We start from the raw sequence: 25,987 nt of genomic DNA, 5'->3' as shown, positions 1-25,987 counted from the left end.
TGAAGTGTAGCGCAAATAATTGATTAAAATTCAATTAGCGTACATAATAAAATGTTGTATTGTTAGTTATTGGCTTATACGCGTATTAATTAAATGAGGCTACCCGCTATCATCTCTTTATTCCTTTTTACCTCGCTCGAGTCATCGGCACAAAATGCCTATGTAAAAATGGGCCAGCAGGCGTTTTTGGATGGCAACTTTAAAGCCGCCGTAAAACAGTTGGAGAAAGGATGTATGATTGATTCTACAAACGCCAATGCGTATTGGATGCTGGGTTACTCGTACTATCACAGCCAAAACTATCGCAAATCCATCAGCTCTTATGATAAGGTAATTTTTATAAACCCTACCGATGCATCGGCATATTACTACCGTGCCCGTGCAAAAGGTTATATGGGGAAAGATACCTACCTATCGCCGCAGGAGCGAGAGAAATATTTATTAGGGGCGATATTTGACCTCACCAAGTCTATTGCCATTGACCCTGCCGAAAGGGGTAAATGCCTGCAAACCCGAGGGATAGCCTATCGCGAATATGCCGAATTTAAGCTGCAGCCCAATACACATACATTTGATAAAGCGAGGGGCATCAGCTCATTAAAAGCTTCAATTGCCGACCTGGAAAAAGTGATCAACGACAATCCTAACCGGGCCGATATTGCATCACTGATAGAGTTATCTAAAGAAAAACTGGCTACAGCCGTAGGCCATCATTAAAAATTGCCTTTAATGCGGTAATCATTAGCCCCCATTACTTTTACCTTTTGGTTTTTATCTATTGAATAATACTTGCCGGGCATGTAAACAAGCCTTTCGGTAGTGTTATACAAAAAGTTATGCGCGCTGTTAAATATGGCTATCTCGGTAACATTAGCACCATTTTTCCTGATGATGACCTGGCGGGTCTTTAATTCGGGCGACAGCGCCGTATAGATAATGCTGTCTGCATTGCTTTTTACTGCGTAGCTGCTGCGCCAGGCAGGTTTGTTAATATCACTCTCGGCAAACAGGTTCAACTCCTGGCTCCAGGCGGTAATGTGCACCTTTTTGGCCTCGGTAGTTCCGTTGTGTGCAACAGATTTATTCACCTCGGGGTTTGCCTGCTTCAATTGGTCGGCTTGCTGCTTAAAATATCCTTTAAGATCAAAGTACTTCAGCTCGGCACCGGTTTCTTTTATTTCGGGCTTATTACAGGCGTAGCTGCCGCTTAAAAGCAGCAGCACGCTTGTAGTTACAAATGTTTCTTTGATCGTATTATACCAATACATTACCGGTCATTTCTGCAGGGATAGGCACGCCTAAAATGTTTAATACGGTTGGGGCAATATCGCCCAGTTTACCGTCTTTTACCTGCTTAACATCGTTATCAATTATAATACATGGCACCAGGTTGGTGGTGTGTGCAGTATTTGGCGAACCATCTTCGTTTATCATATAATCGGCATTACCGTGGTCGGCAATGATGATGAACGAATAACCTGTTTTTAAACCCGCTTCAACCACAGCCTGTGTGCAGGCATCGGCAGTTTCGGCAGCTTTAACAACAGCCTCAAATACGCCGGTGTGGCCAACCATATCAGTATTGGCAAAATTTAAACACACAAAATCAGGCCAGCTTTGCTCCAGCTCGGGGATGATGGCATCGCGGATACCTTCGGCACTCATTTCGGGCTGCAGGTCATAAGTAGCCACTTTTGGTGATGGCACTAATAAACGCTTTTCGCCTTCAAATTCTTTTTCGCGGCCACCCGAGAAGAAGAACGTTACGTGCGGATATTTCTCCGTCTCGGCAATGCGGATCTGCTTTTTGCCGGCGCTTTCTAAAACTTCGCCAAGGGTTTTGCTCAGATCATCCTTACGGAAAACCACTTTTACGTTTTTAAACGTCTCATCATAAGAGGTCATGGTAACATAGTCGATATCAAGTGGCTTCATATCGTACTCCGGGAACTCTTTCTGGGTAAGTGCCTGCGAAATTTCGCGGCCCCTATCCGTACGGAAGTTGAAGCAGATCACCACGTCACCGTCTTTTATAACCGCTATCGGCTGGCCATCTTCACCAACTTTTACTATCGGTTTAATAAACTCGTCGGTAACACCTTCGGCGTACGATCTCTCAATCGATGCTAAAATATCATTAGTTGGTGCGCCTTCGCCTTTAACCATAAGGTCATAGGCCAGTTTAACACGTTCCCAGCGGTTATCGCGGTCCATAGCGTAGTATCGGCCAATGGCCGATGCCAAACGCGCAGGCGAATCGGCAATGTGATGTTCAAGGTCGGTAATAAACTTTAAACCCGAGTTTGGGTCGGTATCGCGGCCATCTAAAAAGGCATGTACAAATACTTTCTCTAAACCCAAAGCTTTGGTGGCATCTGTTAAACCTTTTAAGTGGTTGATATGGGCATGCACACCGCCATCACTTACCAAACCAATAAAGTGAAGGTCTTTATCATTCTCTTTAGCATAGTTAAATGCGCCAAGGATGGTTTCGTTTTGCACAAACTCGTTATCAAGCACGGCTTTGTTGATACGGCCAAGCTCCTGGTAAACAACACGGCCTGCACCCAGGTTCATGTGGCCAACCTCAGAGTTACCCATCTGCCCCTCGGGCAAACCAACGGCTAAGCCCGATGCTTCTAATTTTGAGTTTGGATATTTGGTTAACGCAGCGTCAAAAAACGGCGTTTTAGCGGCTACAATTGCATTTGAGGCATCGTTACGACCGTAACCCCAGCCATCCAGTATTATTAATACTACTTTTTTGTTATCTTCCACAATGCAAATATAAAAGCAACGTTTAAACATTAAACTTAAACGTCACCTTTTTTATTGGCGGTGCAACTTTTTGGTACTTCAACTGTCGTATACTTAGAGATGAAACTACATAACCTGCCATTACTTACCCTACTTTTCTTACTACCCGTGGTAGTGAACGCAGGCCCTATTGAAAAAATTGCCGAATTGTTTAAGAAGGGCAACACCCATGAAATAGCCGCTTATTTTTCGGCCAATTTGGATATCACGTTGATGGATGAGGCCAACACCTACTCAAAGGCACAGGCCGAAATGTTGCTGGATAAATTTTTCAAAGAGCATAAACCGCATGCTGTAAAAATATTGCACCGCATAAGTTCAAATGTTAATTATAACTATGCCGTGATATCATTAGTTACGGATAAAGGTAAATTCAGGATAACCTATACGCTTAAGGAAGTGGGTAAAACCATGGAAATCATAGAGATGCGTATTGAAAGCGAAAAAACCTAATTAATCGCTGATTGTTTTTACTTTTGAAACGCTAAAAAAGTAAAAATTTGGATAAGGAAATTATACATCAATTCATACAAAATGCCTTAAGCGAGGATGTTGGCGATGGCGACCATACATCACTTGCCACCATTGATGCAGGCACACAGGGCAAAGCCAGGTTACTGGTAAAAGATACCGGCATATTGGCCGGCGTTGAACTTGCCGAAGAGATCTTTCGCGAGGTTGACCCTAACCTTAAGCTGAACATTTTTCTTAGAGATGGTGCTGCGGTAAAACCAAAAGATGTTGCATTGGAAGTTGAGGGCGATGCCCAAAGCATTTTGAAAGCCGAGCGACTGGTACTTAACTGCATGCAGCGTATGAGCGGTATTGCTACCCGCACCCACGATATTGTAAAACTTTTAGAGGGCACCAACGCCAAAGTATTAGATACCCGCAAAACCACGCCCGGCTTGCGCTACCTGGAGAAATGGGCTGTGCGCATAGGTGGTGGCGTAAACCACCGTATTGGCTTGTATGATATGATCCTGATAAAAGATAACCATGTTGATTACTCGGGCGGCATACGCCAGGCCATTGAGAATGCCAACAATTATCTGCAAAAAACCGGTCGCAAACTGGCCATCGAGATCGAGGTACGCAACCTTGATGAACTGGAGCAGGTATTGCAAACCGGCAATGTAAACCGCATTATGCTGGATAACTTCAACTTTGATGATTTGCGCCAGGCTGTGGCTGTTATTAAAGGCCAATACGTTACCGAGGCATCGGGCGGTATCACTATTGATAATATCCGCGATTATGCTGATTGCGGTGTAGATTATATATCTGTGGGCGCGTTAACCCACTCGGTTAAAAGTTTAGATCTTAGTCTTAAAGCTGTATAAGCCTGAGCCCCACCCAAACCCTCCCCGAAAGGGAGGGCTTTAAAAGTCTCCATCCCAAATAGCGGAGGAGAGCCAGTTAAAATCTTTAATAAGAGGCAGCTTAAAGTCTCCCCTTTCGGGGGGAGATTTAGAGGGGCTCGTAACATTATAATAACTATATTGCGGTTATTACGGCAAATTAATAATATTGCAGGCAGATGCTATCAATCTACTCGATTTCGGCGCTTATTCTTGCTTATCTGTTCGGTTCTATTCCAACTGCTGTTTGGATCGGGCAGGCCTTTTACAACATTGATGTAAGGGAATACGGCAGCGGCAATGCCGGTGCTACCAATACCTTCCGCGTGCTGGGCAAAAAAGCAGGTATCCCTGTAATGCTGTTAGACATCCTTAAAGGATGGACGGCTACCAATCTTGCGTACATGGTTGGTGTAAGTACTACTGGCGCGTTCCATTCTATCGCTTTTGTTAATTTACAGCTGGCTTTGGGTGTAGCAGCAGTAATGGGCCATTTGTTCCCGGTATTTGCCGGTTTTAGGGGCGGTAAAGGCATTGCCACTCTTTTTGGAATGATATTGGCTATTAACTTGCCGGCTGCTTTACTCTGCGTATCGGTATTTATTGTAACGCTGCTGATAACCCGTTATGTATCCCTATCATCTATACTGGCAGGTTTTATATATCCCATCGGTGTAACGTTTATTTTCCCGGTGTATGTAAAATCGGTCATCATATATGGGATGTGCATATTTATACTGGTATTAGTAACACATCAAAAAAATATAGAGCGATTATTGAAGGGTAAGGAGTCGAAAGTAAATTTGTTCAAGAAAAAAACAGCCTGATACCCCATGAAAAATCTAAAACTCACACTTGCTGCAGCTACATTAGCTGTAGGTCTTTACGCTTGTTCAACCGTGCCTTTAACGGGCCGTTCACAGTTAAGCTTAGTAAGCGACAGTGAAGTTAACCCTGCCGCAGCAGCCAGCTACAAGCAATTATTATCAGACCCTAAAACCAAGGTTATTAATACCGGTACCGAATCACAAAAGGTTAAGGTAATAGGAAGCCGTTTGGCGAGCGCTATTGAGCGTTACCTGCAACAAAACGGTTATGCCGATAAATACCAGTTTGCCTGGGAATTTAATTTGATACAAAGCGATGAGGTGAATGCATGGTGTATGCCCGGCGGTAAAGTTGCCGTTTATACCGGTCTGCTACCCGTTACCAAAACCGATGCAGGTTTAGCCGTTGTAATGGGCCACGAGATAGGCCACGCTATTGCACGCCACTCGGCAGAGCGCTTATCACAGCAACTGGCCCTGCAGGCCGGCGGCGCAGCCGTGGGCGTAGCAGCAGGCAGGCAATCATCAGCCACACAAACAGCCATCAACACGCTTTACGGCGTAGGCGGACAGTTAGCCTTGTTAAAATACTCACGCGCACAAGAATCAGAAGCCGACCGCCTTGGCCTTACTTTTATGGCAATGGCAGGTTATGACCCGCATGAGGCAGTAGCCTTTTGGCAGCGCATGGCAGCCCAAAGCAAAGGCGGTGCCCAGCCCGAGTTTTTAAGCACCCACCCCTCTGATGCCACACGTATTGCCAACATCCAAAATCTGATACCAGAGGCGATGAAATATTACAAGCCGTAAGGGTAAGCTAATCATAATATTTACAAAGGTCACTGAGTTAAGCTTCGTGACCTTTGTGTTTTAACTCACCCCGCGGCACTGCGTGCGCGACCCTCTCTCCGCAAGCGGAAAGAAGGTAAGAAAAGGGAAGAAGAAAAGCTCCCCTCTTTGCAAAGTAGAGAGGGGTTGGGGGTGAGTCAATTAATGAACTTATTAAAACACTAAAGTCATTCTACAGGTTAATCAAGTAATGGCTGCATCTAAATCTCGTTTCCTAACTGCCCAATGGCGCAACCTGGTAATGCTTAATTACGAGGTTGATCCTGAGATATTGAAACCCTATCTGCCTGCCTACACCGAGATAGACCTTTGGGAAGGCAAATGCCTGGTAAGCATGGTTGGTTTCCTGTTTAAAGAAACCCGCGTGATGGGCGTAAAATGGCCGGGGCATGTAAATTTCGAGGAAGTGAACCTGCGTTTTTACGTACGCCATTTTGATGGCAAGCAATGGAAACGCGGCGCAGTGTTCATCAGCGAACTGGTGCCGAAGAGCATGATCGTTCTCATAGCCAATAATCTTTACAAAGAACACTATCGCGCCCTGCCTATGCGCCATTCCATCACTAAGGATGGCGCGGACCATACCAATTTTCTGTACGAGTGGAAGCTAAAAGGCAACTGGAACAAACTGGGCGTAACCGTGCGCAACAGTTTAAAACCCATTGAACCCGGCAGTGCCGAAGAGTTTATTTTTGAGCATTACTGGGGTTATAACCGCCTTAATGTGCACAAGACCATGCAGTACGAAGTAGAGCATATCCAATGGCAAATAGCCGAAGTGAAAGACTACGTATTTGAAGCAGATATAAAAGAATTGTACGGCGAAGCTTTTGTGCCATATCTGAGTGCGAAACCGTTCTCGGCATTTTGGGCCAATGGATCTGAAATTGCGGTAAGGATAGCGGATAAGTTATTGTTTGCGCCGGTATTGCCGGAGTAGAAAATTAAAGTTCGTGTGGATTTATCCAATCCAAACCTTCTATAGCCTTGAAGTCTTTATAGTTGCGGCTGATAAGCGTGTAATTGTTCGTAATTGCAGTAGCGGCAATAATTGCGTCGGGGAGTTTCAGGCTGGTTTCTTTACGGATCTTTATTGTCTGGTTGATAATATTCTTATCAATCTCAACAACCGTAGCCAGCTTTATAAAACTTTCCATTGATTCGGATATATGGTTATATCCTAAAAACTCTATGTAGTTTACAAATGATATGATAAAAGAATCATCGATAGCCTCAGAAACGAAGTCCAAACCTTTTTGCGGAAGGGATCGTACCTGAAAATCGACTAATACATTTGTGTCGATCAAAAATCTCTTTCCCATTCGTTGCGGCTTTGTTCAACATACTCAATGAACTTTTGCGCCTCTTCTTTACTCATCGTCCCGGCATATTCAGAAGGCTTCTTTTTTACTGCAGACTCAGGCTTATCCTGCAATTCTTTTAAGTCAGCATGTTTCGCAGTTATCTCGTTCCATTCGTTGATGGGTATGATAACCGCAGTATGATTGCCTGCATCATCAGATATATATTGTAGTGACATCGCTTTCTTGTTTTAAGTAAATATAACAATTTTCTAAAAATCGAATATTTGGAATATTGTTATAATTCCCCCAGCACCTCAAATATCGCCTTAGCTTTCAGTAAACATTCCTCGTACTCTTTCTCCGCATCAGCATGGTAGGTAATAGCGCTGCCTACGTGGAAGGAAAGATATTTATTAGCAGAGCTGTACAGCAGCGTGCGTATCACCACGTTAAAATCAAAATCACCATCGGGACTAAAATACCCCACCGCGCCGGAGTACACGCCGCGTTTGCTGCGTTCGTAGCGCTCCATCAGCTGCATAGCGCTTAATTTGGGCGCCCCCGTCATGCTGCCCATGGGGAAGGTATTTTTAATAGCCTGCACATCACTGATATCCTCGCGCTTTTCGCATACCACGGTTGATACCATCTGGTGCACCTGGGCAAAGCTTTGTATACCGTAAAGCTCTTCGGCGCGTACGGTACCTTGTTTGGCTGAGCGGGTAAGATCATTACGCACCAGGTCAACTATCATTACGTTTTCCTGCAGCTCTTTGGGATGATTGCGTAGTTCCTCTATCAGGCTTTGGTCAACCAGTGCATCCGCGTCGCGGCGGGCGGTGCCTTTTATGGGTTGCGAGATGAGTTTATTACCCCGTTTGGCCATAAAACGTTCGGGCGAGGCACAGATGATGTAGTTCCCTTCCCATTTAAAAAAAGTAGAGAACGGCGTAGGCGAAACAGCTTTCAGCCTATCGTACACCATCAGCGGATCTACCTCTGTATCATCAGCATAAAACTCCTGGCAAAAATTGGTTACGTAGATATCGCCACGCACAATGTGCTGCTTTATTTGCTCAATAGATTCCGTATATTCGTTTTTAGAAAAACGTGGTTTGAAATTAACCGCGCGTTGCTTCATAGATGGTACGAGTTCGAATCTCGTCCCGGCTTCAAGTATATCATTTATATCTCCCCCATCAACCATTATCTCATCCCCTTTTATACGAATAATGGTCTCCGGCACAAAAAAATATAGATCAGGAAAGTTCAGGTAATCGACATTGGCAGAGCTAAGCGCCTCTACCTCGTTCTTTAGGTCGTAACCTAAGAAACCCATCACCCAACCAGGGTTCGTCGCCCTGAAGGCTTCTAATTGCGCAAAGGCGTCGCCGGCATCAGCTTTGAGTACAGCTTTGCTTCCCACAGCTATCAGCGTATCAAATTTACCGTAAGGGTTCGTAAAATTATGACTATCCAGATAACAACAGGTATCAAACCCGGCAGCCCATTGCAGGGCCTTTTGTTTAAAAGAATCAATATCGGTTAGCCGGCTCATCACGCAGCAAAAATAGTTAAGCAATGGCGAATGCGGTAGGTTAGTTGATTTATTTTTTAGCGCATTTATATTGTTGTCAGTCTGAGCCTCTCGAAGACCTCGCCGCGCGAATAGTGGTTCGACGAGCTCACCATGACAAAATCATTCAACAAAAAATCCCTCTCCGCAAAAACGAAGAGGGACTATATTATTAAAAACTTTGGCCTTTTACCTTTCAGCTTTAGCGTCAAAAATTACATATAAGCTCTTTGGTTATTACCTTCCATCCAGTTAACAAAGGCGCGGTTTACAACTTTGTTACCACCCGGGGTTGGGTAATCGCCGCTAAAGTACCAGTCGCCCAGGTGATCAGGGCAGGCTTTGTGCAGGTTATCCAGAGTTTGGTAAAGCACATGTACTTCCGCTTTGATGTTTGCCGGGGTGATGATCTTAGCAATACGGTCAGATATTTCCTGATCAGTAAACGGAGCGTAAATAGCTTTTACGTAGTTCTCCACCTCTTCTTTAGGTACATCTGTGCTGGCTTTACATTTGTTGTAAACATCGATAATGATATCTTCTTTACCCTGTTCTTTCAACAAGTTAATAGCTGCCTCAAAAGCAACAAACTCGCCCATACGCGACATATCGATACCGTAACAATCCGGGTAACGGATCTGCGGTGCGGATGATACCACCACCACTTTTTTAGGACCAAGGCGGTCTAAGATCTTCAGAATGCTTTGTTTCAGCGTAGTACCACGAACAATAGAGTCGTCTAATACCACCAGCGTATCGTTATCACGTTTTATCAGGCCGTAAGTGCTGTCATAAACGTGGGCCACCATCTCGCTGCGGTCGGCATCCTGGGTAATAAATGTACGCAGCTTAACATCCTTAATAGCTATCTTCTCCACGCGTGGCGCAAGCGCTAAAACCTCAGTTAACTCTTCTTCGCTAATTTTATCAGCACGGTTCAGGAGCCTGTCGCGCTGGTATTTTTTAATGTATTTGTGTACACCCTCAACCATGCCGTAAAACGCAACCTCGGCAGTGTTAGGGATATATGAGAATACGGTGTTCTTGATGTCGTTGTTAACCACATCCAATATCTGCGGACAAAGCAAACGGCCCAGTTGTTTACGCTCGCGGTAGATAGAACTATCGCTGCCGCGCGAGAAATAGATCCGCTCAAATGAACATGATTTTTTCTCTTTAGGCTCGCTGAACATATCCTCAGATATCTGACCGTTCTTCTTAACGATCAGCGCATGACCAGGCTTAATTTCCTTGATTTCCTCAACCGGAATATTAAAGGCTGTCTGCAAAGCAGGGCGCTCAGAAGCAGCCACTACAATCTCATCATTCTGGAAGTAGTACGCCGGGCGAATACCTGATGGGTCGCGCATTACGAAAGCATCACCATGACCCATGATACCTACAATGGTATAACCACCATCCCAGTTCTTGGCAGATTTGGTCAGAATTTTGGCAACGTCAAGGTCGTTCGCTATCATCTTGCTGATCTCGCGGTTATCATTCATGCCCTCGCGTTTGTACTGGTCAAACAAGCCTTGGTTCTCGGTATCCAAAAAGTGGCCAATTTTCTCCAGCACAGTTACGGTATCAGCCTGCTCCTTAGGGTGCTGGCCAAGCTCGTAAAGCTGTTGCAGCAACTCATCAACATTGGTCATGTTAAAGTTACCGGCAATAACCAGGTTACGGGTCATCCAGTTGTTCTGGCGCAGAAAAGGGTGACAGCTCTCAATGCTGTTTTTACCGTGCGTACCATAACGCAAATGGCCCAATAACACTTCGCCGGTAAAGCTTACGTGCTCTTTGAGCCATTCGGTATCAGCCATTTTCTCAGGCATCTCCTTTTGTATCTCAGCAAACTTTTTCTGGATGTATTCGAAAATATCAGCCACAGCATTTGAAGCCATCGATCGGTGCCTGCTTATGTAGCGTTTACCGGGCTCAATATCCAGTTTAATGGTAGCAACACCCGCACCGTCTTGCCCGCGGTTGTGCTGTTTTTCCATTAAAAGGTAAAGCTTGTTTAATCCGTACAGCGCAGTGCCGTACTTTTTCTGATAATAAGAGAGTGGCTTTAATAAGCGGATAAATGCCACACCGCATTCATGTTTAATCTGATCGCTCATGATTGGGAATGAGCACGCAAAGGTAAGACTTTATCTTATATTGTGTTTAAACAGCGTGTCATTAATTGGTACTTTTTTAATGAGGTTATAATTTAAAGGTTATTACGTTACCTGCGGCCCGCGCTATCCGCTCATACGCCTGCAGGCCTTAGGCGCGAGGGCCGGTATCCGCTGCTATCGCTAACGCTGATTTACCACGTGTACCAAAACTATGCACCATCCGTCATTGCGAGGAGCGGCAGCGACGTGGCAATCCTCGATATATAGAGCGGCTCTGTAAGTCGGGGATTAGCAGGTGAGATGCCGAAATAAATTCGGCATGACGTTAATTACGGTAATAACAAATCGAAAATTTGCGATGTATCTCTTAAATTTACCTTCATGAAAATCGCCCTTGCCACACCTCACTTCCCAACCTCAATTACCGACGGACTGAACAAAGTAGAACAACTGGCCACCGATGCTGCAAAGCAGGGCGCTGTGGTGGTTTGCTTCCCGGAGACTTTTATTCCCGGTTATCCTTTGGCTGATGTTGAGGTACCGAAGGCATCGCAGGAAGAGTTGGCAGAGGCGCTGAACAAAGTTTGCGAAATAGCTAAGGCCAACAACATTGCCATCATCATCCCGATGGATTGGTACGAGGACGATAAATTCTACAATCTTGCCCAAGTAGCATCAGCAAACGGCGAAGTGTTGGGCTACCAAACCAAAAACCAGTTAGATCCATCAGAAGATACCACCTGGCAACCTGGGACAGAGCGCCGGCTATTTGAAGTGGGCGAATTAAAATTCGGTATCACTATTTGCCACGAGGGTTTTCGTTATCCAGAATCGGTGCGCTGGGCGGCTCGCGAAGGTGCGCATGTGGTTTTTCACCCCTACCTCAGCGGCAGCGATTTAAAAGGTAATCAGATCACCGAATGGTGCAACCCTAATAGCCCATACTACGAAAAAGCCATGATGATGCGTGCCCTGGAAAACACCATCTACTTTGCCAGCGTTGGCTACGCCATGAAATACCAGGAATCAACGTCGGCCATCATCGCGCCTGATGGTAAATGTTTAGCTTATCAGGCCTATGGCCAGGAAGGCGTTATTGTTGTTGATATCGATTTGGGGAAAGCTACCGGTTTGTTGGGTAAAAGGTTTAAACCGGAATTATACAGGTAAAATGAAGTTCTCCACTCGTCATTGCGAGGAGCGATAGCGACGTGGCAATCCCCTACTTACAGAGAAGGCGTTCAAGTGAGATGCCGAAATAAATTCGGCATGATGGGCTTAAAATGCTTCTATTTATTGACTGCTGTATCCACATCCCCTGCCAGGCGCACTAAGAAAATCAAATAACATATCCCGGCAAAAGCAAAATGCAAGCCCGAGGCCGCTAATAAATAAAGGCCGGGGCCTAAACTTGCACCACCTGCATCAAGATAGGTGAATAGATACCCCCAGCCTATCACATTGTAGAATACAATTACAGATAAGTGAACCAAAAAGATAAGTTTTGGTCGCTTAAGCCTTATGGTAAACGTAAACAGCACAACAAGAAATGCGAGTGCTAATAAGCCAATTGTAGTGATAGTCCCTGCCATAAGGTATTATAGGATTTTCATCAAATATAAAAAAGTGCCGGTACAAAAAGAGACGCGAAGTATCGCGTCTCTACACAAATTATAATACAGAAAACCTTACAATTTCTCTCCGTGCTGGCTGATATCCAGGCCCAACTCTTCTTCTTCTTTTGATACACGTAATGGCGATATCATGTCGGTTATTTTCAATAAGACCATTGAGCCTACAAATGCAAATATAGACGTGGCTATCAAAGCTACCAATTGGATGAGGAACAAATGCGTATGGCCGAAGAATAAACCGTCGCCGGTGGTGTTGTTGGGATTAACGTTCTGGTTGGCAAAAACACCGGTAAGCAACATACCTACCATACCGCCTACACCATGGCAAGGGAACACATCCAGTGTGTCATCGATAGAGGTGCGGGTACGCCACTCAACTACCAAGTTACTCACCACGGCAGATATAATACCAATGGCCAGCGAGTGCGGTACACTCACAAAACCTGCAGCAGGTGTAATAGCCACCAAACCTACCACTGCACCAATACAGGTGCCCATAGCAGATGGCTTGCGCCCGCGCAGCATATCAAAAAATATCCATGTTAAGCCCGCAGCTGCCGATGCTGTTGTACTGGTAGCCAATGCGGTTACCGCCAAATGACTTGCACCAAACGCCGACCCTGCGTTAAAACCAAACCAGCCGAACCACAATAAACCGGTACCTATCATTACATAGGTAATACGCGCCGGCGAATGGCTGGCCTCGTTACGGCGTTTAAGGAACAAGGCCGAAGCCAGTGCCGCCCAACCTGCCGACATGTGTACTACCGTTCCGCCTGCAAAATCTAACACGCCCAGCTTGGCTAAAATGCCATCGGGGTGCCAGGTGGCGTGGGCCAGCGGCGAAAAGATGAATACAGAGAACAGTATAAGGAATATAATATATGAGTTGAAACGAATGCGCTCGGCAAAGGCACCGGTAATAAGCGCCGGGGCTATGATAGCGAATTTTAACTGATACATGGCGAACAGCAGCAACGGAATGGTTGGTGCTAACTTCCAGCTGGCGTTACCCAGCATGCCTTTCATCATAAAATAAGTGCCGGGATTACCAATTACGCCCCCAATGCTATCGCCAAAGGCTAAACTGAAACCAAAAATACCCCACATTACGGTAATGATCACCATACATACAATACTTTGCAGCATTGTTGAGATAACGTTCTTTTTATTCACCATACCGCCGTAAAAAAATGCTAATCCGGGCGTCATGATCAAAACCAGCGCGGTTGACATCAGCATCCAGGCAATATCGCCGGTATTAAAGTTGTGATTTTCGGTTTTATCGAAATCAACAGAAGGAAAAATGAACGTTAGTGCTAAAATGACAAGAATAACACCGAAGGGAAAGTAGCGTTTCATGTTTAAATTGGTTTCGTCTGGTTAAAACGGCCTCAATTTATACATTTTATCAATACAAACAGAAAAAATTTGAAAAAATTGAAATTATTAAAGGACTTTAGTCAATAAATGAGGAAGAATACCGAATATAATTAACAATAATGCAATTACAGAAGAAAAAACTACTAAATTAGTAGATTTCAGAATTTCATTCGGGACTATCTCCACCCTTTTGAGGAAAAGGTTTAGCGGGATCTTGATGTAATAAAACAGGCCTACAACGGTAGTAATGGCACCGGTTGCCATTAATGCCAACAGCCAAACATCGTGCGTTTGCTGGTAAATATCATAAACTGCTGAGAATACCAGCACCTTACCTGTGAAACCCGCACTAATTGGGATACCCGTTAGCGATATCATCACCACAACAAAAGCTACTGAGATCAGCGGATATTTAAAGCCCAGACCTTTATAATCGCTGATGTTGGTGATATCCTCATTGTTCTCAAAAAAGTTGGCCATCATCAGGGCGGCTATGTTAGCCAGGCCGTAAACGAACAAATAATAAGTTATTGATGACAGACCCGCCGCGCTGAACGTAGTAACAGCCATCAGCGCAAAACCGGTATGGCCTATCCCCGAATAGGCCAGCATCCGTTTCACACTGTTTTGCCAAAGCGCTGCAAAGTTACCGGCTATCATGGTAATAATGCCAGCTACAGATAATACGATCCTGATATTGATACCCGCCCAATTTGCGCCTGTGCCAAATAAAATAAGCGGTGTAATAAAGTTAACCAGCAAAGCAAAACCGGCAATTTTTGGCAGGGTTGATAGGTAGGCTGTTACCGGCGTAGCAGCACCTTCATACACATCGGGCACGTAAAAATGTACCGGTACTGATGATAGCTTAAAACCTATACCCAACAATACCAGGCCAACCGCAAAGGTTGAACTTACACCGTTTACATGAGTTAAACCTTCTTGCATCTGCGGAGCAAAAATATCAAGCGTGCCGGTAAACGAATAAATGAGCGAGATACCGTAAAGCATCACCGCTGATGCCGCCGCGCCAAACAGTACATATTTTAAACCGGCCTCGGTGCTTTTGGCATTACCGGTACGGTAAGATGCCAGCAGGTACGATGCAATGGAAACGAACTCGATGCCCAAATAAATACTGAGCAAATTAACCGCCATAGCCATTACATGCAGGCCCAGCAATGAACCTATCACAATAGAATACAGATCAGACAAACCCTTTGTATGTTGTTTAAGCTTATTATCCCAGGCAAAATACATCAGCAGTATCAGCGCCAGTACATCTATCACCAGTTTAAAGCTAATGGCCGGGTGGTGCAATACCAGCATACCGTTAAATACACGCTGGGCCATATCATGAGGCAAGACTACCTGCTGATTGATAACTTGTAAAATTACCAGCAGCAAACCGCCGGTAGCTACCAGGCGGCACATTTTGGCTGAGCGTTTACCAAATAAAAGATCGGTTACTAACACCACAATAAACAGCACGGTGAGGTAAAGCTCGGGCACAAAAAAGTGCAGGCTTTGCAGAACGTCGTTTAGTTGTGCGGAGATATTTGGTACCAGCTGCTCCATAAATTATTTCAACTGCAAAAAGCTTACAAAGGCCAATACGGCATCGTTTATTTTACCAAATACCAGTGATGGCATAATACCTAAGGCTAATGCTAAAAGCGCTAAAGGCAACAAAGCTGCCGTTTCGCGGAAGTTGATATCAGTTAAGGCTATCTTCCATATCTCGCCGCCTTTTAATGATACCGTGCCGAAGAACATTCTTTGCAGCGTCCATAACAGGTAAGCCGCGCCTAATAAGATGCCTACGGCACCACAAACTGCCATCCATTGTGGCAACAGTCCGTTTACTGAGCTTGATTTAAATGCACCGGCCAGCGAGAATGCCTCAGCCACGAAGGCCGAGAAGCCCGGTAAACCCAGCGATGCAAAAAAGGCGATCATCACATATACGGTATAGCGCGGCATCAAAGATGCAAGTCCGCGGAAGTTGTAAATATCTCTGTCGTGTACGCGGCCATAAACCACGCCTACGAGGAAGAACAGCATTGACGACAGGAAGCCGTGGCTGATCATCTGCATCATGGCGCCGCTTACGCCCTCGGCTGTGCCGGATGCAATACCCAGCAGCACAAAACCCATGTGCGATACAGATGAGTAAGCGATAAGGCGTTTCAGATCCCGCTGGGCCAAAGCGTTAAAGGCACCGTAAAGGATGGAAATAACACCAAGCAACCCCAACCAGAAAGCTGAAGAGACGGCCGCATCAGGGAAGATACCCATACAGATACGGATGATTCCGTAACCACCTATTTTAAGCAACACACCCGCCAGGATGATAGATACCGGCGTTGGCGCTTCTACGTGTGCATCGGGCAGCCAGGTATGCAATGGCACAACAGGTACCTTGATGGCAAAGGCTATGAACAGCACCACAAAACCTACCATACGCGCAGGCAGGCCCAGGATAGTAGCATGACTTGAAGCTGAGAATACCGAACCATTTGTGTAATTGTTCGGGTTCATCATCTGGATGATATTGAACGTATGATTGCCCGTTGCAGGGTCGGTTACGGACAGGTATAAACCCACCATCACCAATAACATAAACACCGAACCGAATAAGGTGTACAGGAAAAACTTGATAGCGGCATACTCGCGGCGCACGCCACCCCACATCCCGATAAGGAAATAAAGCGGCAGCAACATCAGCTCATAAAAGGTATAGAACAGGAAGAAATCCAGCGCGCAGAACACGCCCATCACTGCCATATCCAGCAGCAGGAACAGTGCGAAGAAACCTTTGAGGTTACTGTTGATCTCCCATGATGAAATAGCCGCAACCACCATCACTAATGCTGACATTACCAGTATGGTTACCGATATGCCGTCAATCCCCACAAAATACTCTATTTGTAATTTACCCAGGCTGCCGAGGTTAAGATCTATCCAGGGCAGCTTTTGCGCAAACTGAAACTGATCTTCGTGATTAATGCCGCCGAAGGTTGTACCTGTTTTAAAGTTAAGGTAGATAATAACGCTTATCACCAGTTGCACCAGCGTTGCCGCCAGTGTAAGGTATCTGAAGCTCGCACGCATGCTCGATGGCAGTATCAGGATGATAATACCAAACAGCACGGGGGTAAATATGAGGAGCGATAACAGGTTCATCGGGTTAAAAGATCATTTTAAAAATAAAAACAACAGCCACCACCAGCAGCATGCTGTATAAATAATATTGCACCTTGCCACCCTGAAAACGGCGGGCAAAGTTACCTATGGATTGTACAACGGCAGACACTAAATGCAGCAGCCCGTCAACTATATTTCTGTCTAACCAGGCAGCAAGTTTGGCCAGGGCGATGCCCATATTGGTAAAGAGATCAACAACACCATCCACCACTTTTTTATCAAACCAGTACAGCAGGTTACTAAACCACATCACAAATTTGATGATAACGCGGCTGTAAAACCTATCAATATACCACTCATTAAATGATAAACGGTACAGCAACCCCGCTTGCGGGAAAGCCCATGCATTACGTTTGCCATAAATAGCAAAGGCAGCATACATTACCACCACCGCAAGGATATTTACCAATGCAGGGATGATGATGTGATAAAGGTTCTCGCGTGCCAGGAAATTAGATGGCAGGAAGCTTTTGTAGATCCAGGCATCCTCATAAAAAATCGGGCTGTTGGAGAACAGCGGAAATAAACTACAAATAGCTAAAAACACCAGCGGCGCTTTGTATAACCAACTGCCATCACCCATGTGGATGTGAATATGCGGGTTGGCTTTGTGCAGCCTGAACTCGCCGAAGAATACTTTTACCACCAGCCTTGCAACGTAGAAAGCGGTAAGCCAACTGGTGAGCAGTGCTGCGTATGGGATGATGTTAAATATCGCGCCGCGACTCTCCGCCCAATCAAACGCCTGGATCAGGATACCGTCTTTCGATAAATAACCCGATGTTAACGGCAGGCCGATAAGTGCCAGCGCACCAATAATAGTTGCGATAAATGTAAGCGGCAGCTTTTTACGCAAACCGCCCATGTACAGGATATTCTGCGGATCGATATCAAGGTTGCTATCATCCTTGATGTGTTTCATCTGGTGGATAACGATACCTGCTACCAGGAACAGCAAACATTTAAAAAACGCATGCGTAACCAAATGGAACAGCGATGAAGCATAAGCCCCTACCCCCATGGCCAGCACCATAAAGCCCAATTGCGAAATGGTTGAGTAGGCCAGGATGCGTTTCAGATCGTTTTGGGTGAGGGCGATGGTTGCCGCCATAAATGCGGTAAAAGCACCAACAATAGCAAGTATGGTTAATTCGCTTTCGATGAAGAGCGGGTAAACCCTGCCCAGCAGGAAAACGCCGGCAGCCACCATGGTAGCTGCGTGGATCAATGCCGAAACCGAAGTTGGCCCCTCCATGGCATCGGGCAGCCAGGTATGCAACGGAAATTGTGCAGATTTTGCCGCCACTGCCAAAAATATCCCTGCAAAAGCCACATATTGCCAAACGGCAGGTATTGCACTATGCGGACCAGCCCACATACCTGCCGCAATGTTTGATAATTGCACAAAACCATCTTTACCAAACAAAGCCTGAATATCAAAAGTGCCGAACAACGTGTACAGGATGATGATAGCGGTAAGCAAACCAATATCGCCTATGCGATTCATGATGAAAGCCTTTTTGTTGGCCATAACCGCGCTTTGGCGGGTAAACCAGAAACCAATAAGCAGGTACGATGAAAAACCTACCAGTTCCCAGAACGCATAAAGCAATATGAGGTTATCAACCACCACCAAGCCCAGCATGCTGAAACAAAACAGACTAAGGTAGCGGAAGTAACGGCTGTACCCCTCATCGGCCTTCATATAAGCGATAGAGTAAATATGCACCGGCAGGGCGATCACCGGCACCAGCAGTAACATCAGTACCGAAAGATTATTCAACAACAGGCCTGCCTGTACTTTGGTAGCACCTATTATAAACCAGGTTGTTTGCGCGTGAATAACAGGTGCGTTCCATACCGATAAAAATACTTTTACTGCAAGCACCAAACTTGCCACAATTGCAATGGTTGATATCAATGCAGCTATCTTGCTTTTGCCAAACAACAACAGGTTTAAGGCAAATGCAACAAATGGCAATGCCACCGCCCAAATGGCGAAGCTTACGGTTTGTGCATCGGTATGTGAGAGTATGGGGATCAATTCTTTGTTTTCAATTTGATTGATACCATTCCTGGTTTATTACCAGTAGCTGTTTGAGAATCAGAGCTGAAAATGATACTATCTATTTCTTTTTCAGATATCATATTTAATTGCTTAACATCTTCCGCTTTATCGCTGGACAATACGGTTCCGTCATAAATAAAATAAATTAACCTACTATCATCGCTCTTATGAGCCATTAAATAAGATTTATATTCTTTCGAAAATTTTGCAAACTTACTCAGATACTCCTTACCGACTTTTACAGTAAAATCTTTTAATCCAGCTTTGGTGGTTACCTGTATAACACCATTTTTACCATCTTCACCGTATTGGGCGGAGGCGCTTGCTCCATTTAACACATTAATACTTTCTATATCTTTTGGGTTTATAGCTTTAACTTTTGTGCTATCGCTCTTTACACCGTCAACTATGTATAATGGCTGGGGGCGTGGGTGCATATCACCATCAAGTCTAACTCGGGTCGACTTAGATTTTTCGCCGGCTTTAGTAGTAACTTTTATTACACCATTGCTGCCTTCCGAGCCATAAAGCGCTGTAGCGCTGGTATCTTTCAACACATCTATACTTTCAATCTCTTTAGGGTCGATAGCTTTCGCTTTGGTAGCGTCTGTTTTTATGCCATCAACCACATAAAGCGGTTCGTTAGCTGGCGGTGCCAATTTCGCATCGGGTTTAATTAGTGTTTTAGCTCCTTTTAAGCCGGCTTTGGTGGTTACCAATACCACGCCGTTCATCCCTTCTGAGCCATACAGCGCCGTTGCATTAGCGTCTTTTAAAACGCTGATACTTTCAATCTCCTGCGGGTTTATAGCACTTACCCGGCGTTTATCGGCTTTTACGCCATCAATAATATACAGCGGTTCTAAGCTTTTAGTTGCCGATGCATCAGATGCAAGTATATTTACTGTGCCCGCGGCGGCTTTTGTGCTGATAATAATCACACCGTCTTTAGCCTCTTCGCCATATTGGGCTGTTGATGCTTTATCTTTAAGTACCGATATACTCTTTATGCTGTCGGCTTTAATATCTTCCAGTTGCCCTTCGTATTTCTTCCCGTCAAGAATGACCAAGCCTGGCTTCTTATCGCCAAAAGTGCCTCTCCATTTTACCGGAAGATCTGACTTTGGGCTTTCCTGTGCCATTGCACCAACCGATGCAAACAAGCAAATAGCTAATAATAATTTTTTCATGGTGCCGGTACCTGGTTTAATTCGATGTTTAATGTTGCCGGTGTGCGGTTCTTACGCGTGCCTTTAGCCGGCACAAAGGTGGCCGAGGCAATATCTGCACTGTATAAATTGAACAGTGCAAGCAGATCATCCGCGTTGCCGCCAACAAGCGTTGTGCCATCACTTACCAAATAATTTACGCCATCATCCTTACCGCGGCGACTGCGGATATAACTCTTATAGGCTTTCGAGAACGTACCAAACTTGTACTGGTACAACTTTTTGCCGTACACTTTTGAAGTTACATTCAGTGTGGTATCATTATCCTTTGATCCAACAAATTTGGGTTGTATCAAGGTATCTATCACCAGGATCTTATCCGGCGATATATCCTGCACGCTGCCGAAGGTTACTTCCTCGTTATACATGAACGATTTTTTAACCGGCAACTGACTCGGTCGTGTAACTGCCGCTGCAGCCGTTCCGTTTGGCAGGTTCTTGGCTTTGATGAATACCGCGCCGGCTGCTGCTTTGGCACCGTACATGGCGCGGGCACTTTTGCGTTTCACTACCGATACTTCTATCACATCGTCAACCTTCAGATCCTGCAGGTTGCCCTCGTAAGGCACGTCGTTTATCAGTACATAAGGTTTTTGCTCACCGTCGGGCTGATCATGAAATACCATGCGTTTATCGGCGCCCATGGTTACGTACTGGAACTCTTCTTCCGGCTCGGGATCAGGCTCGGAATAACTGCTGCCGCCGCGACTGCGATGGCGCTTTTTCTTTGACGATTTCTTTACAGACGAATGCTTCGCTTTCTTTTTCGAACTGCTTTTCTTCCGTTGGGCATCAGCGCTGCCAACGGTAAACAATACAAGCAAAATGATCAACAGCCGTTTCATTAATCTCTTAACTGGTTTATTTTATCGGGGTTGATAGTTTTATACCGGCGATAAACATTTAAAATTATAGCCAAGGCAACCGCAGTTGTTGCAGCCGCCAGCACAATGGCAAACAAAGCAAAAACCTGCCCGCCGTTGTTGGCACGATCAAACTTCCCAAAGGCCACTAAATTCAAAATAGCGGCATTCAGCATCAGCTCAATACCTATCAGTATCTGTATGGCATTCTTTTTTGATACGATGATAAACAGGCCGATGCAAAACAGCAGCACGCTTACGATCATAAAATCCTGCTGCGCTATCATGACTGATTTGCTCCTTCCCTGCGCGATAAATGCGCCGCGCCAATTAAGGCCACCATCAGCAATATAGATATAACCTCAAAGGGCAGCAAATAACGCGTCATCAAATTAACGCCAATCTCGTTTATCCCCGTGCCATCAACCGGCATTACATTGTGGGTTTCTATAGCCCGGTGTATCCAGGGCAGGTTATCTACCTCGGCTTTAAATACTACATTAAGCATTATCACTACAAACAATCCCGCCAGGAACAACGCCGGGGCATTCTTCAAACTGATAAACTTACTGCTCTGCTCTTCTACCTTATCCAGTGCCTCTTTACCCGAGAGCATAAAGGCAAATAATATCAATACCAAAATACCGCCCACATAAATTACCACCTGCGTTACGGCAACAAAATCGGCCAGCGCTAATACATATAGACCCGCTAATCCGAACAGCGTGACAAAAAACATAAAAATGCTTCTTACCAAATTCCTGCCCGCCGCCACTACCAATGCCGAGCCGAGGGTAACAAAAGCCATCAAACAGAAAAGGATCTTTACCATTGTCATGCCCCACCCTCCTTTGCTTTCATTGCTGCTGCTTTTGCGGCGGCTTTGGCGGCTTGCTGCTCATCAAACAGGCGGCGTTTCTCGGCAGCATCAGCCGGCGACATGTCTGAGAACTCGTAGTTCAGATCGGCCAGTTGGAAAACTGTGCGGTCGTACTGGTTGGTCATGGTGATGCACTCTGTAGGGCACACAATGGTGCACAGGCCACAGTACATACATTTGGCCATATCAATATCAAACTTAGCCGCGTAAAGCAATTTCTTTGAACCGTCAGAGGTTTCGCCGATAACACCCTCGGTAGATTTTATCGATTCTATATCGATACAGTTAACCGGGCAGATCTTGGCGCACAGGTCGCACACAATACAATCGTCCATCTCTACATCCAGCTGATAGCGACCAACCTCGGGCACGGGCAATTGCTGACTTGGGTACTGGATGGTATTGGTACTCTCTTTTTGCTTAAAGTAATTGTTATCCGTTACCGAAATAACCTTGCGTTTTGAATTAGACGTAAAAAGGGTTTTGATGGTAAGGGATAGGCCCTTCCATGCAGTTGTTAATCCTTTTATTGTTTGTCTGATCAATTTAATCCTGAATAATGAACTCCCAATATCGAATGATGAAGTTCTTAATTCATCATCCTGCATTCGATGTTCGATATTAATATTTCTGAAGCCAAAATACTTTTGACTTTTTACTTTCAACTTTTAACTTTTAACTTAACGTCACATCACCCACAGCCGCCACACGCCCGATATCAGCATACATAAAAATGCCAGGGGTGTAAGCACCTTCCAGCAGAGGTTCATGAGCTGGTCTACACGTAAACGCGGCAACGTCCACCTTATCCACATTTGTACGCCAACCAGGCCAAGCGATTTCAACAGTATCCACAATATGCCCCAGCCTGCGCCTGTTGTCCAGTCGGCAAGTTTGGCTGCACCGATGTTGGGCAGCGGGGTATTCCAGGCACCAAGAAACAGCACCACGCCTATCATGGATACCAGGAACATCATCGAATACTCGGCCAAAAAAACCAGTGCAAACTGCAAGCCGGTAAACTCGGTATGGAAACCGGCCACCAGTTCAGATTCCGCCTCGGGGATATCAAACGGTGCACGGTTACTCTCTGCTAACGATGCAATAAAATATATCACAAAAGCCACCAGCAAATGCGGGGCTTTAAAAACATTCCATGATAGGATGCCGCCAATATGCGTTACATCCCACAAACCAAAAAACTTCACTTTCTCTGCCGATAGCACGCCCTGCTGCATGGCAATATCCTGCAGGTTAAGCGTTTGCGCTACCATCACCACTGCTATGATTGAAAAACCTGCAGGGATCTCGTAAGAAATGATCTGCGCGGCAGAACGCATAGCACCCAGTATTGAATATTTGTTGTTTGATCCCCAACCGGCCATCAGGATACCCAATGTTTCGATAGAGATGATGGCAAACACGTAATATAAGCCGATATTGATATTGGCAGGGATAAGCCCCGGCCCCCATGGCAGTGCTACAAAGCCAAGATAAACACCAATAAAAATGATGATGGGTGCAGCAATGAACAGGATCTTATCGGCAGCAGCAGGGATGATGATCTCTTTTTGTGCCATTTTTATCATATCTGCCAAAACCTGCAGACTACCGTATTTACCGGTTTCCATAGGGCCCAAACGGTTTTGGATAAAGGCGCTCACTTTACGTTCGGCATATACGCCAAACATGGTAAACAGGGCCACAAAACCAAATAAACCCGCAGCTACGATAAAATATGTAAGATAAAAATTCAAGTCGGTTTGCTAAGGTTGCAAACTTACTAAATACGGGGGATAGTTGACTGTTTTGGTAGTGGTTTTTTAAGGCTTATTTAGAATGTTTCTACCCACATTCTGTTAATGAGCGCCTAACACCGGCGCACATCAGTAAAGGTGCTTTGGATATCGCCACCAAAAAATTCTGAAGCATGTTTATCAAACTCAGGGGTATTATCCATAGTAGTGAAAAACTGACGTGTACCGTTTTGGGTAAGGCGTTGCTCCATCTCGGGGTGACGCTGCAGATAAGCAGATAGACTTTCGGCCACAATATCGCCCTGGCCAACTACTTTTATATTTGATGGCAGGTATGCTTTGATCTTATCCTGCAACAGCGGATAATGGGTGCAGGCCAGCAAAACGGTATCAATATCTGCTGATTGCGCCATTAGTTCATCCAGATACTGTTTTACATAATAATCAGCCCCTTCATTTTTATAGTCGCCGCTTTCTATCAGCGGCACCCATAGCGGGCAGGCCTGCTGGTAAACTTTCAGTTCGGGCGCAAAATGTTCAATCTCTAACAGGTATGAGCCCGACTGTACCGTGCCGTTGGTACCTAATACGCCGATGTTTTTTGTTTGGGTATAGCTGCCAATAACTTCTGCCGTTGGTCGAATAACACCTAACACGCGTTCATCAGGATGATCTTTTGGTAAGTCGTTCTGCTGTATGGTTCGCAACGCTTTGGCAGATGCGGTATTACAGGCCAGGATAATTAACGGGCAACCTTGTGCAAACATCCATTGCACACACTCCCAGGTGTATTGGTGAATAGTAGTGAAAGAACGATTACCATAAGGAGCGCGGCCGTTATCGCCAAGGTACAGGTAATCGTACTGAGGCAGCTGCTCAACAATAGAACGGAACACGGTTAACCCGCCTATGCCCGAATCAAAAATACCTATTGGCCCCTGTGTTGTCATTTGCTCAAAAATAAAAAAAGCGCCCTGCATTGCGGGCGCTTTTCTTGTTATTTAACGTTTAAATTATTTTAAGCCTAATTTGGTTTTAACAGCCGGTAACAGGTCGTCAGCAGCCGGAGATACAACTAAGTAATCGTTAGTAGTATCTAAAACATAACCGTAACCTTTTTCTTTAGCAGCAGCTTCAACAGCACCACGTGCTTTATCAATAAGTGGTTTACCCAACTCGCGTTGTTTAGCTTCTACTTGTTGTTGTGAAGACTGTTGGTAATCTTGTAAACGTTTTGCAATGTCTTGCAATTCGTTCTCAGCAGCAGTTTTCTGAGCATCAGTCATGCTTGCTCTTTTGCTTGTGTAAGCCTGGCCTTTAGTTTGGTACTCATTGTTCATAGTAGTTAGCTGATCAATGAATTGTTTTTGGTATGCTTCAAGCTGTGTTTTAACGGTTTTAGTTTCAGGCATAAGGTCAATTAACTGTTGGAAGTTGATGTGACCGATCTTAGACTGCGCCTGGGCAAAGTTGCCTGCAAATAACATTCCTGCTGCAACTAAAGCAACTTTAAGTAGTTTTTTCATTTTTGATTTTTCGTGTTTAATAATAGTTCTATTGTATAATCTTTACTTGGCTAACACACCCGGTTTTAGGCCCAGGCGGGTTATCACTTCATCGCTCTTGTTATAACGAGGGCTTGCATAAAGCATTATAACCTCGCTGTTTTTATCAAATACCATATCCAGGTTTTCGCTTTCAGCTACCGCCTGTACAGCTTTAGACACCCTATCTTGTATAGGTTTAATCAGGGCGTTACTTTTTTTAGACAGCTCACCTTCGGGGCCAAAAATCTGGCGTTGGTAGTCTTTAGCGGTCTTTTCTTTTTCTACAATTTCTGCCTCGCGGCGTTTGCGTTGCTCAGGCGTCATTAACACCTGGTCGGCCTGGTAGGCTTTGTAAAGGCGTTCAATTTCCTGGAAACGGCCGTCAACATCTTTCTGCCATGACTCTGACAAAGCGGCAAGCTGTTTCTGCGATGAAGCGTACTCTGGCATGTGCTTTAAAATGTAATCAGAATCAACATAAGCAAAACGTTGTGCTAATGCTGCTGTAAATGCACTGAACGTAAAAAACAGTACTAAAATTATCTTCCTCATAATGCGAATA

General features: G+C 45.1%; 27 protein-coding genes. 7 read left to right on the top strand and 20 right to left on the bottom strand.

Features of this window, described 5'->3' with window-relative positions; all coding sequences use genetic code 11:
* The first annotated feature begins 93 nt into the window (after positions 1–93).
* Positions 94–717 (top strand): tetratricopeptide repeat protein, encoded by a 624-nt coding sequence (locus D0C36_RS22340; protein ID WP_117393934.1) that lies wholly within the window; start codon positions 94–96, stop codon positions 715–717.
* On the opposite strand, the gene D0C36_RS22335 is transcribed toward D0C36_RS22340, so the two are convergent.
* A complete protein-coding gene (locus D0C36_RS22335) occupies positions 714–1,268 on the bottom strand; it encodes a hypothetical protein (protein WP_117393933.1) in 555 nt (184 codons plus the stop codon). The genes D0C36_RS22340 and D0C36_RS22335 overlap by 4 nt on opposite strands.
* Positions 1,255–2,808 (bottom strand): 2,3-bisphosphoglycerate-independent phosphoglycerate mutase, encoded by a 1,554-nt coding sequence (gene gpmI, locus D0C36_RS22330; protein ID WP_117393932.1) that lies wholly within the window; start codon positions 2,806–2,808, stop codon positions 1,255–1,257. Before gpmI ends, D0C36_RS22335 begins: the two co-directional genes overlap by 14 nt.
* Positions 2,809–2,877: 69 nt before the next feature.
* Here gpmI and D0C36_RS22325 point away from each other — a divergent pair, with 69 nt between their 5' ends.
* The 5 genes from D0C36_RS22325 to D0C36_RS22305 all read left to right on the top strand — a co-directional run bounded on the left by D0C36_RS22325 (position 2,878) and on the right by D0C36_RS22305 (position 6,794).
* Positions 2,878–3,270, top strand: coding sequence for a DUF4783 domain-containing protein (locus D0C36_RS22325; RefSeq protein ID WP_117393931.1), 393 nt, complete (start codon positions 2,878–2,880; stop codon positions 3,268–3,270).
* A 47-nt stretch (positions 3,271–3,317) separates the two neighbouring features.
* Entirely contained in the window at positions 3,318–4,160 is an 843-nt protein-coding gene (gene nadC / locus D0C36_RS22320; RefSeq protein WP_117393930.1) for a carboxylating nicotinate-nucleotide diphosphorylase, read from the top strand.
* Between the two features lie 197 nt (positions 4,161–4,357).
* Positions 4,358–5,005, top strand: coding sequence for a glycerol-3-phosphate 1-O-acyltransferase PlsY (gene plsY, locus D0C36_RS22315; protein WP_117393929.1), 648 nt, complete (start codon positions 4,358–4,360; stop codon positions 5,003–5,005).
* Between the two features lie 6 nt (positions 5,006–5,011).
* Positions 5,012–5,815, top strand: a complete 804-nt coding sequence (locus D0C36_RS22310; protein WP_117393928.1) for a M48 family metallopeptidase — start codon at positions 5,012–5,014, stop codon at positions 5,813–5,815.
* 229 nt (positions 5,816–6,044) lie between these two features.
* Positions 6,045–6,794 carry a YqjF family protein gene (locus tag D0C36_RS22305; RefSeq protein WP_117393927.1) on the top strand — a complete coding sequence of 250 codons (750 nt, stop codon included), beginning with the start codon at positions 6,045–6,047 and terminating at the stop codon, positions 6,792–6,794.
* 4 nt (positions 6,795–6,798) lie between these two features.
* Here D0C36_RS22305 and D0C36_RS22300 read toward each other — a convergent pair whose 3' ends face one another.
* From D0C36_RS22300 to D0C36_RS22285, 4 genes are all read right to left on the bottom strand, one after another.
* Positions 6,799–7,176 carry a type II toxin-antitoxin system VapC family toxin gene (locus tag D0C36_RS22300; RefSeq protein ID WP_117393926.1) on the bottom strand — a complete coding sequence of 126 codons (378 nt, stop codon included), beginning with the start codon at positions 7,174–7,176 and terminating at the stop codon, positions 6,799–6,801.
* Complete coding sequence (locus tag D0C36_RS22295; RefSeq protein WP_117393925.1) at positions 7,158–7,394, bottom strand: hypothetical protein; 237 nt, start codon at positions 7,392–7,394, stop codon at positions 7,158–7,160. The genes D0C36_RS22300 and D0C36_RS22295 overlap by 19 nt, the downstream gene beginning before the upstream one ends.
* 59 nt (positions 7,395–7,453) lie before the next feature.
* A complete protein-coding gene (locus D0C36_RS22290; protein ID WP_117393924.1) occupies positions 7,454–8,716 on the bottom strand; it encodes an anthranilate synthase component I family protein in 1,263 nt (420 codons plus the stop codon).
* A gap of 233 nt (positions 8,717–8,949) precedes the next feature.
* Positions 8,950–10,857 (bottom strand): amidophosphoribosyltransferase, encoded by a 1,908-nt coding sequence (locus D0C36_RS22285; RefSeq protein WP_117393923.1) that lies wholly within the window; start codon positions 10,855–10,857, stop codon positions 8,950–8,952.
* Between the two features lie 381 nt (positions 10,858–11,238).
* Between D0C36_RS22285 and D0C36_RS22280 the strand changes: the two genes are divergently transcribed.
* Positions 11,239–12,027: a carbon-nitrogen hydrolase family protein gene (locus D0C36_RS22280; protein WP_117393922.1), complete on the top strand. Its 789-nt coding sequence runs from the start codon at positions 11,239–11,241 to the stop codon at positions 12,025–12,027.
* Between the two features lie 119 nt (positions 12,028–12,146).
* Here D0C36_RS22280 and D0C36_RS22275 read toward each other — a convergent pair whose 3' ends face one another.
* The 14 genes from D0C36_RS22275 to D0C36_RS22210 form a co-directional block, all read right to left on the bottom strand.
* Positions 12,147–12,449, bottom strand: a complete 303-nt coding sequence (locus D0C36_RS22275) for a hypothetical protein (protein ID WP_117393921.1) — start codon at positions 12,447–12,449, stop codon at positions 12,147–12,149.
* A gap of 96 nt (positions 12,450–12,545) precedes the next feature.
* Positions 12,546–13,853 (bottom strand): ammonium transporter, encoded by a 1,308-nt coding sequence (locus D0C36_RS22270; RefSeq protein ID WP_117393920.1) that lies wholly within the window; start codon positions 13,851–13,853, stop codon positions 12,546–12,548.
* Between the two features lie 87 nt (positions 13,854–13,940).
* Positions 13,941–15,452, bottom strand: a complete 1,512-nt coding sequence (locus D0C36_RS22265; RefSeq protein WP_117393919.1) for an NADH-quinone oxidoreductase subunit N — start codon at positions 15,450–15,452, stop codon at positions 13,941–13,943.
* A 3-nt stretch (positions 15,453–15,455) separates the two neighbouring features.
* Entirely contained in the window at positions 15,456–17,060 is a 1,605-nt protein-coding gene (locus D0C36_RS22260) for a complex I subunit 4 family protein (protein ID WP_117393918.1), read from the bottom strand.
* Between the two features lie 4 nt (positions 17,061–17,064).
* A complete protein-coding gene (gene nuoL, locus D0C36_RS22255) occupies positions 17,065–19,125 on the bottom strand; it encodes an NADH-quinone oxidoreductase subunit L (protein WP_233524550.1) in 2,061 nt (686 codons plus the stop codon).
* Positions 19,122–20,339 (bottom strand): TonB-dependent receptor, encoded by a 1,218-nt coding sequence (locus D0C36_RS22250; RefSeq protein ID WP_117393917.1) that lies wholly within the window; start codon positions 20,337–20,339, stop codon positions 19,122–19,124. The genes nuoL and D0C36_RS22250 overlap by 4 nt, the downstream gene beginning before the upstream one ends.
* Positions 20,336–21,223 (bottom strand): hypothetical protein, encoded by an 888-nt coding sequence (locus D0C36_RS22245; RefSeq protein ID WP_117393916.1) that lies wholly within the window; start codon positions 21,221–21,223, stop codon positions 20,336–20,338. Before D0C36_RS22245 ends, D0C36_RS22250 begins: the two co-directional genes overlap by 4 nt.
* Positions 21,223–21,528 carry an NADH-quinone oxidoreductase subunit NuoK gene (gene nuoK, locus D0C36_RS22240; protein ID WP_117393915.1) on the bottom strand — a complete coding sequence of 102 codons (306 nt, stop codon included), beginning with the start codon at positions 21,526–21,528 and terminating at the stop codon, positions 21,223–21,225. Before nuoK ends, D0C36_RS22245 begins: the two co-directional genes overlap by 1 nt.
* Positions 21,525–22,079, bottom strand: coding sequence for an NADH-quinone oxidoreductase subunit J family protein (locus D0C36_RS22235; RefSeq protein ID WP_117393914.1), 555 nt, complete (start codon positions 22,077–22,079; stop codon positions 21,525–21,527). Before D0C36_RS22235 ends, nuoK begins: the two co-directional genes overlap by 4 nt.
* The gene (locus tag D0C36_RS22230) at positions 22,076–22,666 is read right to left on the bottom strand and encodes a NuoI/complex I 23 kDa subunit family protein (protein WP_233524549.1); all 591 of its coding nucleotides are present in this window, start codon (positions 22,664–22,666) and stop codon (positions 22,076–22,078) included. The genes D0C36_RS22235 and D0C36_RS22230 overlap by 4 nt, the downstream gene beginning before the upstream one ends.
* A 141-nt stretch (positions 22,667–22,807) precedes the next feature.
* Positions 22,808–23,878 carry an NADH-quinone oxidoreductase subunit NuoH gene (gene nuoH / locus D0C36_RS22225; RefSeq protein WP_117393913.1) on the bottom strand — a complete coding sequence of 357 codons (1,071 nt, stop codon included), beginning with the start codon at positions 23,876–23,878 and terminating at the stop codon, positions 22,808–22,810.
* A 113-nt stretch (positions 23,879–23,991) separates the two neighbouring features.
* The gene (gene murI, locus D0C36_RS22220) at positions 23,992–24,828 is read right to left on the bottom strand and encodes a glutamate racemase (RefSeq protein ID WP_117393995.1); all 837 of its coding nucleotides are present in this window, start codon (positions 24,826–24,828) and stop codon (positions 23,992–23,994) included.
* Between the two features lie 63 nt (positions 24,829–24,891).
* The gene (locus D0C36_RS22215; protein ID WP_117393912.1) at positions 24,892–25,404 is read right to left on the bottom strand and encodes an OmpH family outer membrane protein; all 513 of its coding nucleotides are present in this window, start codon (positions 25,402–25,404) and stop codon (positions 24,892–24,894) included.
* Positions 25,405–25,446: 42 nt separating this feature from the next.
* On the bottom strand, positions 25,447–25,977 hold the full coding sequence (locus tag D0C36_RS22210) for an OmpH family outer membrane protein (protein WP_117393911.1): 531 nt from the start codon (positions 25,975–25,977) through the stop codon (positions 25,447–25,449).
* Positions 25,978–25,987: the final 10 nt, after the last annotated feature.

This window comes from Mucilaginibacter conchicola, assembly GCF_003432115.1.
GTDB lineage: Bacteria > Bacteroidota > Bacteroidia > Sphingobacteriales > Sphingobacteriaceae > Mucilaginibacter > Mucilaginibacter conchicola.
The sequence above is the reverse complement of the archived record's forward strand: the minus strand, read 5'-3'. Positions and strand labels throughout refer to the sequence as shown.